Annotated in this window: 10 protein-coding genes; 3 read left to right on the top strand and 7 right to left on the bottom strand. The window is 71.1% G+C overall.

The window, feature by feature from the left end; genetic code table 11:
• Positions 1-12 precede the first annotated feature (12 nt).
• The gene (locus Q8A52_RS10040) at positions 13-1,653 is read right to left on the bottom strand and encodes an ABC-F family ATP-binding cassette domain-containing protein (RefSeq protein WP_316750241.1); all 1,641 of its coding nucleotides are present in this window, start codon (positions 1,651-1,653) and stop codon (positions 13-15) included.
• Positions 1,654-1,689: 36 nt separating this feature from the next.
• Positions 1,690-2,718 (bottom strand): oxidoreductase, encoded by a 1,029-nt coding sequence (locus tag Q8A52_RS10035; RefSeq protein ID WP_316750239.1) that lies wholly within the window; start codon positions 2,716-2,718, stop codon positions 1,690-1,692.
• A 90-nt stretch (positions 2,719-2,808) separates the two neighbouring features.
• Between Q8A52_RS10035 and Q8A52_RS10030 the strand changes: the two genes are divergently transcribed.
• The gene (locus Q8A52_RS10030; RefSeq protein ID WP_408649189.1) at positions 2,809-3,729 is read left to right on the top strand and encodes an NAD(P)/FAD-dependent oxidoreductase; all 921 of its coding nucleotides are present in this window, start codon (positions 2,809-2,811) and stop codon (positions 3,727-3,729) included.
• Between the two features lie 5 nt (positions 3,730-3,734).
• Here Q8A52_RS10030 and Q8A52_RS10025 read toward each other — a convergent pair whose 3' ends face one another.
• On the bottom strand, positions 3,735-5,684 hold the full coding sequence (locus Q8A52_RS10025) for a Xaa-Pro dipeptidyl-peptidase (RefSeq protein WP_316750235.1): 1,950 nt from the start codon (positions 5,682-5,684) through the stop codon (positions 3,735-3,737).
• 181 nt (positions 5,685-5,865) lie between these two features.
• Between Q8A52_RS10025 and Q8A52_RS10020 the strand changes: the two genes are divergently transcribed.
• Positions 5,866-7,359, top strand: a complete 1,494-nt coding sequence (locus tag Q8A52_RS10020; protein WP_316750233.1) for a M1 family metallopeptidase — start codon at positions 5,866-5,868, stop codon at positions 7,357-7,359.
• A gap of 179 nt (positions 7,360-7,538) precedes the next feature.
• Here Q8A52_RS10020 and Q8A52_RS10015 read toward each other — a convergent pair whose 3' ends face one another.
• Genes Q8A52_RS10015 through Q8A52_RS10005 form a run of 3 tightly spaced genes read right to left on the bottom strand, consistent with a single transcriptional unit; the run spans position 7,539 to position 10,486 of the window.
• Positions 7,539-8,456 (bottom strand): adenosine kinase, encoded by a 918-nt coding sequence (locus Q8A52_RS10015; protein ID WP_316750232.1) that lies wholly within the window; start codon positions 8,454-8,456, stop codon positions 7,539-7,541.
• Entirely contained in the window at positions 8,453-8,977 is a 525-nt protein-coding gene (locus Q8A52_RS10010; protein WP_316750230.1) for a macro domain-containing protein, read from the bottom strand. Before Q8A52_RS10010 ends, Q8A52_RS10015 begins: the two co-directional genes overlap by 4 nt.
• A gap of 42 nt (positions 8,978-9,019) precedes the next feature.
• A complete protein-coding gene (locus Q8A52_RS10005) occupies positions 9,020-10,486 on the bottom strand; it encodes an amino acid permease (protein WP_316750228.1) in 1,467 nt (488 codons plus the stop codon).
• A 244-nt stretch (positions 10,487-10,730) separates the two neighbouring features.
• Between Q8A52_RS10005 and Q8A52_RS10000 the strand changes: the two genes are divergently transcribed.
• On the top strand, positions 10,731-11,444 hold the full coding sequence (locus Q8A52_RS10000; protein WP_316750226.1) for a MerR family transcriptional regulator: 714 nt from the start codon (positions 10,731-10,733) through the stop codon (positions 11,442-11,444).
• 21 nt (positions 11,445-11,465) lie between these two features.
• Here the strand turns inward: Q8A52_RS10000 and Q8A52_RS09995 are convergent, their stop codons facing one another.
• Positions 11,466-12,800 (bottom strand): glycoside hydrolase domain-containing protein, encoded by a 1,335-nt coding sequence (locus Q8A52_RS09995; protein ID WP_316750224.1) that lies wholly within the window; start codon positions 12,798-12,800, stop codon positions 11,466-11,468.
• Positions 12,801-12,983: the final 183 nt, after the last annotated feature.

Here is a 12,983-nt window from a genome sequence, read left to right as displayed (position 1 = left end):
CACGAGGCCGGGTCAGCGTTCCGTGACCTTGCCCGCCGCGACCTCCAGCCGACGGGTCACCCGGACCGCGTCCAGCATCCGCCGGTCGTGGGTGACCAGAAGAAGCGTGCCCTCGTAGGAGTCCAGGGCCGACTCCAACTGCTCGATGGCGGGCAGGTCGAGGTGGTTGGTCGGCTCGTCGAGGACGAGCAGGTTGACGCCCCGGCCCTGGAGCAGCGCCAGGGCGGCGCGGGTGCGCTCGCCCGGGGAGAGAGTGGCCGCAGGGCGCAGCACATGGTCCGACTTCAGGCCGAACTTGGCGAGCAGGGTGCGGACCTCGACCGGCTCGGTGTCGGGGACGGCCGCGCAGAAGGCCTCCAGCAGCGCCTCCGGGCCGTGGAACACCTTGCGGGCCTGGTCGACCTCGCCGACCAGGACGCCCGAGCCGAGGACGGCGTGCCCGGCGTCCAGTGGGACGCGGCCGAGCAGCGCGCCCAGCAGCGTCGACTTGCCCGCGCCGTTGGCACCGGTGACCGCGACCCGGTCCGCCCAGTCGATCTGCAGCGACACCGGGCCGAAGGTGAAGTCGCCGCGCCGTACCTCGGCGTCCCGCAGGGTCGCGACGACCGCGCCGGAGCGCGGCGCGGTCGCGATCTCCATGCGCAGCTCCCACTCCTTGCGCGGCTCCTCGACCACCTCGAGGCGTTCGATCATCCGCTGGGTCTGGCGGGCCTTCGCGGCCTGCTTCTCGCTGGCCTCGCTGCGGAACTTGCGGCCGATCTTGTCGTTGTCGTTGCCCGCCTTGCGCCGGGCGTTCTTCACGCCCTTGTCCATCCAGGAGCGCTGCATCTGCGCGCGGTCCTGCAGGGCGGACTTCTTGTCGGCGTACTCCTCGTAGTCCTCGCGGGCGTGCCGGCGGGCCACCTCGCGCTCCTCCAGGTAGGCCTCGTAGCCGCCGCCGTAGAGGTTGATCTGACGCTGGGCGAGGTCGAGTTCGAGGACCTTGGTGACCGTGCGGGCGAGGAACTCGCGGTCGTGGCTGACGACGACGGTCCCGGCGCGCAGGCCGGTCACGAAGCGTTCGAGGCGCTCCAGGCCGTCCAGGTCGAGGTCGTTGGTGGGCTCGTCGAGCAGGAAGACGTCGTAGCGGGAGAGCAGCAGGGAGGCGAGGCCCGCGCGGGCGGCCTGGCCGCCGGACAGGGACGTCATCGGCTGGTCCAGGTCCACGGCCAGCCCCAGCGAGTCGGTGACCTCCTCCGCGCGCTCCTCCAGGTCGGCGCCGCCGAGATCCAGCCAACGCTCCAGGCTCGTGGCGTAGGCGTCCTCGGCACCGGGCACCCCGTCGACCAGGGCCTGTGTCGCCTCGTCCATCACCCGCTGGGCCTCGGCGACGCCGGTACGGCGGGCGAGGAACTCCCGCACGGTCTCGCCGGCCCGTCGTTCGGGCTCCTGGGGCAGATGGCCGACGGTCGCGGTGGGCGGGGACAGGCGCAGTTCGCCGTCCTCGGGCGTGAGCAGCCCGGCGAGCAGCCTCAGGAGGGTGGACTTGCCGGCGCCGTTGGCGCCGACCAGCCCGATCACGTCCCCGGGCGCGACGACGAGGTCGAGTCCGGAGAAGAGCGAGCGGTCGCCGTGGCCGGCGGCGAGGTTCTTGGCGACGAGGGTGGCAGTCATCAGATCGCCGATCCTAATGGCCGTGCCCCGTGCCGGTCAGTGCGCCATCGCTTCCACCAGCACGCTCCCCGAGGTCCGGGCCACGACGAAGGACTCCCCCCTGACCGCCTTGGCGTCCAGGGCGATGCGGTGCCGGCCGGCCTCCAGGACGCCGTCGAAGACCTCCCGGGTGTGGGTGCGGTAGAGGCGGTCGAGGCGGTACGCCGTGACACGGACACGGCAGGGCGAGGTGACCTCGATGCCCGCCTCGCCGTCCGCCGCCACCAGGCGGGTCAGTCGGCGCTGTGCCACGGGGCGGCGGTCCAGGGCGTGCTCGATCTGCGCGACGAGCAGGGGGACGATCGGGGCGAGCCCGTCGACATAGGCCACGTCGACTCGAGCGCGCTCGAACGCCCGGCGTACGGCGGCCCGTTGTACCTCCCCGATCGCCCGGCCGAAGGCGACGGCGCCGTACGCGCGCAGCTCCTCCGCGGGAACGCCCGTGGCGTCGTGGGTGATGTCGGCGCCGATGCCGATGGTGCGCAGGGCGGCGGCGAGCTTGGCGAGGAGGGCGACACGGGCGCCGATCAGCAGGACCCGGCGGCGGGGCTGGGCCGGCACGTCGGCGCCGTCGAGGAGGGCGCCCAGGGCCGCGCGGTACTCGTCGCCGTGGAAGCGGAAGGGTCCTATGCCGTGATAGCCGTTGAGCTCCAGGTCGGCACGGTCCTCGGTCTGCCAGGCGAAGTCCCGCCAGATGTAGTCGTCACCGTCGCGCTCGATGACGGCGGTGACCGCACCACAGGCCAGGTCCTCGCACTCGGGGCAGCCGTAGACGACGTAGCGGCCGTCGGGCAGGGGCGCCTCGCTCTCCAGGAGCAGGCTGCGGACCTGCGCGGTGAAGATCGCGGGCGGGACGTCGGAGGCGAGCGGGGAGACGGCGTCCAGGTCGGACAGCTCGAACAGCAGCGGACGTCCGTCGACGATGAAGTCCACGAAGTCCCGGTGGACCTGGTAGCCGCCGTCGGCGAGCACGCCGCCGGCGCGCATCGCCGGCGCCAGGCCGAAGGACACGTATGCGGCAGACATGATGTGAGTATCCCCAGAGTGGGATGCATGTGAGCGCGGCATGACATATTCCGCTAACGTCCCCGCGTGGAGCATGAGCGGAGTGACGACGTGATCGTGGTCGGCGGCGGCGTCGTCGGGCTGACCACGGCCGTGGTGCTGGCCGAGAACGGCATCCCGGTGCGGGTGTGGAATCGGGACCCGGCCGAGCGCACGACCTCGGCGGTCGCCGGTGCGCTGTGGTGGCCCTACCGCATCGAACCGGAGCCGCTCGTCGGCGGCTGGGCCCTCGAGTCCCTTGCCGTGTACGAGGCACTGGCAACGCGGCCGGAGGAGACCGGCGTACGCGTGGTCGAGGGTGTACACCGCGGGATGCGTCTGGACGAGCTGGGCCCCTGGGCGGCGCGGGTTCCGCAGCTGCGTACCGCGGACGACGGCGAAGGTCTGGTGGCACGGCTGCCGTTGATCGACATGCCGGTCCATCTGGCGTGGCTGCGGACACGGTTGCTGAAGGCGGGCGGCGCGGTCGAGGAGCGGGTGGTGACCGATCTGGCCCGGGTGCCCGCCCCGGTCGTGGTCAATTGCACCGGTCTGGGGGCCCGTGAGCTCGTACCGGATCCCGCGGTGCGGCCGGTGCGCGGTCAGCTGGTCGTGGTGGAGAACCCGGGCGTCACCACCTGGTTCACCTCAGTCGATCACTCCTCGGACACCTCCACCTACTTCTTTCCCCAGCCGGGCGGGCTGATCCTGGGCGGTACGGCGGAGGACGACGCGTGGTCCCCGGAGCCGGATCCGGCCGTGGCCGCGGGGATCATCGCCCGGTGTGCGGCGATCCGGCCGGAGATCGCCGGGGCGAGGGTGCTGGCCCATCGCGTGGGGCTGCGCCCGGCACGCACCGCGGTACGGCTGGAGCGCCTGCCGCTTCCGGACGGGCGGGCGTTGGTCCACAACTACGGCCACGGCGGCGCCGGCGTCACCGTGGCCTGGGGCTGCGCCCGGGAGGCGGCCGCGCTGGTGGGCGCGGCCGCCTGAGCCGGTCAGCTGCCGGGGAGGCGCTGGATGGTACGGGGTGACCGGACGCCTTCCAGGGTGGTGGGTGCGGGAGCGGTGGACGTGGTGCCCGAGGTCGCCCGGGTGAACGCCGCCGGTCCGCCCACCAGCGGCAGCCTGGCCGCCGTGCCGGACAGGTCGAGGGTGAGGGTCGGGGTGGTCGACGGCGGGTCGATGAGGTCCTTGTCCGTGCCCGCGACGATCAGCGCCAGACGGTGGCCCTTGGGGACGACATGGTCGGTGGCCGCCAGGTCCAGCGTGATGGTGTACGCCTTGCCCGGGGTGAGCGGGACACCCTTGCCGGAGTCGGCGTAGTTGCCGAGGTCGGCCCAGCCGCGGCTGAACACCGTGTAGTCGACGGCCTTCGTCTTCGCCTTCGTCGCCTTGAAGCAGGCGCTGTCCCCGGCCGTGCTCTCGCCCCAGCAGGTGCGGTCGGTGAGGGTGGTGATGCCCTCGGCGTCGTCCGCGTAGTCCCGGATGGTGTCGGGGCCGAGGTCGACGAGGACCCCGGAGAGATGGGCTGTCGAGGTGGTCGGCGTGGCGGTCACGGTGACCTTGGACGAGCCGGACAGCCGCAGGTCCCGGGTGAGCGGCTCGGTGAGGAATCCGGCCTTCTCGGGGGTGGACGTGCCGATCCGCGCGGCCCAGTCGGTCTCGCTCAGGGCGGGGTTGTCGGTGAAGGTCTCGGTTCCCTGTCCCCGACGCAGGCCGAGCGTGCCGACGCCCGCCTGGCTGCCGGTGGCCGGACGCAGCGTGGTGCCCTGCGTGTCGCGCGGCGGCCAGACCTGGGAGGTGACCCACTGGCCCGGGTGGCGTTCGATGTCGGCCATCGGCTCGCGGTCGATGCCGTTGGCGTAGCCGAGGAGCTCGTGGTCGAACCAGCGGTGCAGGGTGTCGACCCATGCCCCGCGCCGGTAGTCGAAGGGGTCGACATGGCCGGTCTGGGAGAGCCAGATCTTCCGCGCGACACCGTGCCTGGCGAGGGCGTCCCACCACTGGCCGAAGTGCTTGGTGCGGACGTTGAGGTCCTGCATGCCGTGCACCAGGAACACGCTGGCCTTCACCTTGGACGCGTGCCTGACGTAGTCGCGCTCGGTCCACAGGCCGGTCCAGTCACCGGTGCGCGGGGCCCCGTCGACGAGCTTCTTCTGTACGGCGGCGCAATGGGCGTGGGCGTCGGCGCTCTCGACGGCGTCGGACAGCCAGTCGGGGCCGGAGTCGTACAGCGGTGCGCCCTTGGCGAAGTAGTAGTCGTACCAGGAGGAGATGGCACTGATCGGGACGATGGTCTTCAGGCCCTTGACGCCGGTGGCGGCGACGCCGTTGGCGATGGTGCCGTCCCAGCTCTTGCCGATCATGCCGGTCTTCCCGTTGGTCCAGGTGGCCTTGACCGTGGTGCCGCCGGTGCGGCTGGTGTAGCCCTTGGCCCGGCCGTTCAGCCAGTCGATCACGGCCTTCGCGGACCCGATGTCGGAGCGGCCGCCGATGTCGATACAGCCGTCGGAGCGGTTGGTACCGGCCAGGTCGACGCCGACGAAGGCGTAGCCGCGGGGCACGAAGTAGTTGTCGTAGAAGAGCGGCATCCGGACGACGTGGCCGCTCGCGTCGTACGTCTTCTTCTGGCTCTCGTTGCCGCGCCCGCAGCAGGAGTAGTACGGGCTGGCGTCCATGATGACCGGCACCTTGCGGCCCTGCCGGGCGGGTTCGCTCGGCCGGACGATGTCGGCGGCGACGCGGTCCGTCCTTCCGTCACCGTCTCCGTCGAGACCGGTGTCCACCCACACGGCCTCACGGATGGCGTGGGCGTACGAGTAGACGGGCCGGCTCTCGCGTGGCGCGGCCTGGGCGGCCACGGGAGCGAGGAAGGCGGCCATCAGGGCCGCGACGGCCAGTGTCGCGAGCGATCTCCAGATCGTGAAGCGCGTGCGTTTCGGCATGCGCGGACGGTACCCCGGTCAACTCCCGTGCAGAAGAGGGCAGCTGAGTGAACGTCGGATCCGGGTGGCTCATGTCGGCCGGATGGCGATCGTGTGACACGAGGGGCTGTGGACAGGTCAGGGGCCACAGGGACTGAATAGGCTCCGAACAGACTTCGTGCCCCTACGACTTGGAGTTCTCGTGCACCGCAGAATCTTCGCGCCGGGCGCGCTCGCGGCGGCCTCCCTCCTGCTGGCGATCCCGGCATCGGCCGCAAGCTCCGCACCCGGCGCACCGGGCATCGGCGATCCCTATTACCCGTACTACGGCAACGGCGGTTACGACGTCTCCCACTACGACCTCCGGCTGAAGTACCAGCCGGCCACGGACGAGCTGGAGGGTACGGCGACGCTCGAGGCGAGGACCACGCAGGATCTGTCCAGCTTCGATCTGGACTTCCTGCTGGACGTGAGCGAGGTACGGGTCAACGGCGCCAAGGCCGGCTTCGCCACGTCCGGTCAGCACGAGCTGGTGATCACCCCGAAGACCCCGCTGGTGAAGGGCACGCCGATCACCGTGGTGGTCCGCTACCGCGGGGTCCCCTCGACGAAGAGCGCGTACGGCTTCAACACCTGGCACCGCACGCCCGACGGCGCGATCGCGGCCGACGAGCCGGAGGCGGCCTGGTGGTGGTTCCCCAGCAACGACCACCCGCTGGACAAGGCGACCTACGACGTGTCGGTGGCCGTGCCGGACGGCACCCAGGCCATCTCCAACGGCACGCTCCAGTCGAGCAGCTCCCGGCTGGGCTGGACCCGCTACAACTGGCGTGAGAACAAGCCGCAGGCGACCTATCTGGCCACGCTGGCGGTCGGGAAGTTCGACATCACGACCGGCACCTCCGAGGGTGGGGTCCCCATCGTCAACGCCTACAGCAAGGACCTCGGGGACAACGACGGGGCGGCGCGGGCGAGCGTGGAGCGGACCGGGGAGATCGTCGACTGGCTCACCGGCTACTTCGGGCCCTACCCGTTCAACTCGGCCGGCGGATATGTCCCCAACACCACCACCGGGTTCGCGCTGGAGACCCAGACCCGCGTGTACTACAGCCCACGCCAGTTCGCGAACGGCTCCAACACCTCAGTGGTCGTGCACGAGCTGGCACACCAGTGGTACGGCGACGACGTGTCGCTGAAGGGCTGGAAGGACATCTGGATCAACGAGGGCTTCGCGCGGTACGCGCAGTGGCTGTGGTCGGAGCACGAGGGCGAGGGCACCACGCAGGAGCTCGCCGACTATGTGTACGCCTCACACCCTGCCGACGACACCTTCTGGAACGTCGAGCCCGGTGACCCGGGACCGGACGACCAGTTCGACATCGCCGTCTACGACCGGGGCGCGCTGGCCGTTCAGGCCCTGCGCAACGACGTCGGTGACGACGCGTTCTTCGCCATCCTGAAGGGCTGGCCGAAGGAGCACGCATACGGCAACGCGTCCGTGGCCGACTTCCGGACATACGCCGAGAAGGTCTCCGGCAAGCCGCTGTCCGCCCTCTTCGACACCTGGCTGTTCCAGCCGACGAAGCCGACAGCCGCCGCGGCCCGCTCCGCGGTGGCAGCCAGGGCCGCGGCGGCCCCCGTCCAGCCGAAGTCCTGGAAGAAGATCGAGGCGACGAACGAGGCCCACGGAGGCTGAGACAAAGGAGGCACGGGGCCGGGGCCTGGCGGGGGGGCCGGCTGACGCGGCGTCCGGGCCGGTGCTCAGGCGACTCACCCCGGCCCCGACCGAGAACGTCACCGGCCGCGGCAGCGATGCCGACCGTCCGGACGGCCAGGACCCACCCCGAACCGTCCGGACGGGCACGGCCCCGTGACTCACACGCCGGCCGACTCCAGCTCGGCCACCCGGCCCAGCAGTTCGTCCCGGCCCATCGCGGCCGTCTCCGTCGACGGCACCGTGCAGGCGTACGCCCCGGCCACCGTCCCGTACAGGGCGCACCGTCGGGGCGGCTCCCCGTTGAGGCGGGCGAAGAGGAAGCCGGCTGCGAAGGCGTCGCCCGCGCCGTTGGAGTCCACCACCGGCGCGTGCGGTGTCACCGTCGGTATGTGGCTCAGCTCGCCGTCGGCCAGCAGGTACGCGCCGTCGGCCCCGGCGGTGGCGACGACCAGCTCGGCTGTGCCGCGGTCGGCGATGCGGCGCATCGTCCGGTCGGGGTCGGTCAGGGCCGCCGCCGAGAGGAAGACGATGTCCGCCGTGTACGCGAAGGGCTCGTGGTAGGGGTTCTCGCCGTCCCAGTCGTGCAGGTCGGTCGAGACGGAGACGCCGGACTCGCGCAGTGCGGGCAGGGCGTGGGCGCAGGGGTGGGTGATGGCCACGTGGACGTGGCGGCTCGACGCGGCGAGGTCCCGGACCGTCCGCTCCGGGAGGCGGTCGTCGGCGTGGGCACGGCTGGTGTCGTAGAGGGAGAGACGGCGGCCGTCCGGGCCGACCAGGTTCACCGCACGCTTGGTGCCGGCCGGCTGCGGGATCGCGGTGAGCGGGATCCCGCGCTCCCGGTGCAGCGCGCGGACGAGCTCGCCCTCTGGGTCGTCACCGAGCAGGTCGAGGTGGTGCGTACGAACGCCCAGCGCGCTCAGGCCCACCGCGACGAAGTCGCCGGTCTGCCCGGCGCGGGTGCGGATCCCGGAGTCGATCATGTAGCTGTCGGCGTAGGGGAGCGGTAGCTCGGGGACGTACACGATCGTGTCCACGCCCGCACCGCCCAGCACCAGGACATCGATCTCACCGCTCATCCCCCGCCCTCCCCGTGGTCGTACACCGTCACCGCGATCCCGCGCCGTACCAGCCGCTCGGTGATCAGCGGCTCGATCCGGGACCACGTCCCGCCTGCCAGACCGCAGCCTATGCGGGGCATGTGCACGGACGCGCCGAGTTCGATCACTTCGTCGGCGAGCCGGGCGAGGGCCGTGTCGATCGCCTCGTAGCGCACGGGGACGCCCTTGCTGCCCATGGGGGTCCCCCCGCGCGAGCGAAGCCGAGCGTGGGGGAGGGTGCCCCGCTGGCCGATCATGTTGGCCACCCACACATACCGCTCGGCCCGCACGAGCCGTATCGCGCCGAGGCCGAAGTCGTTGGACGCGCGGTGGCGGTGCCATGCGCGGTACTCCGCCTCGGGCTCCGGCCAGCGGCGCGACAGCGCCAGGACGAAGCCCTTTCCCCATCCCCCGATGTCGTTGCAGACGTGGGCGATCACTTTGACGCCCTTGCCCAACGGCACGGTGGCGTCATGTCGGACATACGTGATCTCCGACATGACGCCACCGTAGGCGATGCCACTGACAGTGGACGTGACCTGCTACTTCGTGAGCTCGGACAGCTCCTGGTCCGCGGTCTTCGACACCCGGCGGCGCACCCCGTACCAGCCGCCGACCAGCAGCGCGGCGATCACCGGGATGAGCATCAGGGTCTTGCGGCCGACCTCGGGGTCGTTCCACATCATGCCGAGGCAGACCAGCAGGAAGGCGATCGTGGCGATCTCCGTGCCGGGGCTGCCCTTGAGGCGGAAGTGCGGCCGGGTGACCAGGCCCGCCCGGGCCCGCCGGACGAAGACCAGGTGGCAGATCATGATGATCACCCAGGTGCTGATGATGCCGAGGGAGGCGACGTTCAGCACGATCTCGAAGGCCTGGCTCGGCATGAGGTAGTTGAGGCCGACGCCGAGCACGCACACCGCGCAGGTCAGCAGGATGCCGCCGTACGGAACCTGGCTGCGGTTCATGCGCGCGGTGAACTTCGGGGCCGAGCCCGCGATCGCCATGGAGCGCAGGATGCGGCCGGTGGAGTACAGGCCGGAGTTCAGCGAGGACATGGCGGCGGTCAGGACGACCAGGTTCATCACGTCACCGGCGCCCGAGACGCCGATCTTCGAGAGCACCGTCACGAAGGGGCTCTGGTCGGCCGAGTACACCGAGCCCGGCAACAGCAGGGCGAGCAGCACGACCGAACCGACGTAGAAGAGGCCGACGCGCCACATGATCGAGTTCACCGCGCGCGGGACGACCTTCTCCGGCTCGGCGGTCTCGCCGGCCGCGACGCCGACCAGTTCCAGGGCGGCGTAGGCGAAGATCACGCCCTGCATGACCAGGACGACCGGCATGAGTCCGTGCGGGAAGACACCGCCGTGGTCGGTGACGGCGCTCAGGCCCGGGGTCTGGCCGCCGACCTTGTGCTGGGTGGCGAGCAGGAAGATGCCGATCAGCATGAAGCCGACGAGGGTGGCGACCTTGATGATCGCGAACCAGAACTCCATCTCGCCGAAGATCTTCACCGAGATCAGGTTCACGGCCAGGACCACGGCGAGGGCGGCCAGGGCGAGCACCCACTGCGGGATGCTGGTGAACATGCTCCAGTAGTGCGTGTACAGCGCGATCGCGGTGATGTCGGCGATGCCGGTGGTCGACCAGTTCAGGAAGTACATCCAGCCGGCGACATAGGCGCCCTTCTCGCCGAGGAACTCGCGCGCGTACGACACGAACGAACCGGACGAGGGCCGGTACAGAACCAGCTCACCGAGGGCCCGTACGACGAAGAAGGCGAACACGCCGCAGACCAGATAGGCCAGGGCGAGCGCCGGGCCCGCGTTGTGCAGGCGGCCGCCGGCGCCGAGGAAGAGTCCGGTGCCGATGGCGCCGCCGATGGCGATCATGTTGACGTGGCGGGCCTTGAGGTCCTTGCTGTAGCCGGCGTCGCCCGCGTCCGCGGGCGTCCCGGTCGCCCGGGTAGGGGCGGCGACCTGTGCCGATTCCACGGCGTCCTTGCTCACGGGTGGTTCCACTCTCTGGTGCGCCCGGGCGTCGTGGGCCCGGGTGTCCGTACTGTCTCGGCCCGCACCACCCTTGTGTCGCGGTACAGACCAAGGGAGCAGCTTTCCAGAAAGATCACCATGTATGCGGTGTTCCACGTCACAGAGCGGCTCTTCTCACATCGCGGTCACCCGCGGCTCACACTGCGGTCACACCCCGGGCAACAGGTTTCACAGCACTGGTGAGACAGCGATACTGCTGAACATGACGACCGAGACCGAGGAGCCGACCCTCACCATCGACGAGCTGGCCGCCAGGGCGGGCGTCACGGTTCGCACGGTCCGCTTCTACGGCACCAAGGGCCTGCTGCCGCCGCCGGTGATCGGTCCACGCCGGGTGGGGCACTACGGCCGGGAGCATCTGGCGCGCCTGGCGCTGATCGAGGAGTTGCAGCACCAGGGCATGACGCTGGCCGCGATCGAGCGGTATCTGCGGCAGCTGCCGCCGGACCTGACCGCGCACGATCTCGCCGTGCACCGGGCCGTGGTCTCCTCGTGGGCCCCGGACGCGGCTGAGACGCTGTCGCGCGAGGAGCTCGAGCGGCGGGCGGGGCGGTCCCTGGACGAGGGGGACCTGGACCGGCTCGTGGCGATGGACGTCCTCGAGCGGGCCGGTGACGCGTACCGCGTCGACCTCGGACTGCTGCGGCTCGGCGTCGAGTTGCTGGACGTACCGCTGTCCCAGGAGGCGATCCTCGCCGCCCGGAAGGTCCTCCTGGAACACTCGCGCGCGGCCGCCCACGAGCTGTCGCAACTGCTGCGCGGCGAGGTGTCGGAGCGCGACGCGCGGCACGTGCGGTCGCTGTCCGCCCATATGCACCCGCTGGTGGTGCAGGGGCTGCTGACCACGTTCCAGCGGTCCCTGAAGCAGGAGCTGCGCCTGTGGCTGGACGACTCGCAGGCAGACGCAGCCCCCTGACTCACCGGCCCGTCGCGCGGCTCAACAGCGAGGAACGGGCTTGCTGTACGAAGTGCCGCTCGGCGTGGCCACATAGTGGTCCGACACATAGTGGCCGTTGTCGAGCCGGTCCCAGATCTTGGTGGTGCCGACCGTCGAGCCGGACCGCTGGCAGGTGACCCACGCCAGGGCTCCGCCCGGCGAGTTGCCGACGGCGGCGTACCCCCCACCGGGGCCGCTCCGCTCGGTCACCCCGGCCGGGGCGGTCACCTGGTACGGGTAGGCGCAGCGGGGCAACGGCGCGCTGTAGCCGGTGCCCGAGGGGGTGCTGACGTAACGGTCCGAGACATAGCCGCCGTTGGTGAGCCTGTCCCACACGGACGTGGTGCCGACCTTGGTGCCGGGCGTCTGGCAGACGACCTTCAGGGTCGAGCCGGGGGCGTAGGTCGCGGTGACCGGGTAGCTGGTCGCGGGCCCGGTGCGTGCGTTGAGCGGGGTCGTGCTGGTCACCTTGTACGGGTACGCCACCGTGGCGACGGGAGCGTCGAGCCGGTCGGTGTCGATGTTGAGGGTGACTGAGCCGTAGGTCTCGTCGTGGCCGCCGCGGAACTGCTTGGCGCGCTGGTGGACGGCCCACTTGGCGTCGGCGATGCCGGCCCAGCCCTTGAGGGAGTCGACGCTGTCGTAGCGCGCGATCCACAGGGCGTCCGGGCGGGCGGAGGCCGTGGACGTGTAGATGTCGGCGAGTTGGCGGGCGCCCAGGTTGAGGTTCATGTAGACGCCGGAGACGTAGCCGAGCCGGTGGAGTTCCCTGGTCCAAGCGGAGACGTAGGTCAGGACGGCCGTGCGGCAGGTGCCGTCGGTCTGGGTGTAGTGCTCGATGTCGTTGTAGAGGGCGCTGCCGGGCAGCATGCCGAGGGCCTTGGCCGCGGCGATCGCCTCCGTGGCGGCCGCGGTGCCCTGTGAGCGGGCCGTGGCGGGGCTGGTGCTGATCTTGGCGTCGGACGGCCGTGCCCCGCACGGCGGTTGCAGGCCCTTGTGAATGGGCAGCAGGCGCCATTTCAGCCCGGTCACCGAGGCCACCCAGGCCGCGGTCAACTGCGGCTGGGCGCAGGTCCGGTTGACGCCGGAGACGTAGACGCCGAGGGCGCGGTAGGGCGAGGCGTTCCAGGCCTGCACGGTGGTGAGCGGCGGGGCCGTGCAGGCGTCGAAGGCGAGTCCCGAGTAGCGGGTGGCGGTCGCGCCCGCCGGATAGCCGACCGGAGTGGCCGGTTCGGCTGCGGCGACGGGAGCGACCGCCAGTGCAGAGCCGCCGCCGAGGAGGCAGGCGGAGGCGACGGCGAGGAATCTGCGCAGGGCAGAGCGTGAGTACGGCATGAGGACCCCCCTGAGCGGTATGGCCGAGTTCGCTCGCCATCACGGTGCGGCCCCAGGTCCCCGCTGTCCACAGGCGTGCAGAAAGTTCATGGCCGGCTCTCCTCGGGAGTCCCCGGCTGTCACATCGGCGGCTGCCGCGTTTCGGTGCCCGGAGGTCCCGTCACGGCCCGCGCCCTCGTCCCG

The organism is Streptomyces herbicida, assembly GCF_032656585.1.
Lineage (GTDB): Bacteria > Actinomycetota > Actinomycetes > Streptomycetales > Streptomycetaceae > Streptomyces > Streptomyces herbicida.
Note: the sequence above shows the minus strand (reverse complement) of the source record. Positions and strands in the feature narration are given on the sequence as shown.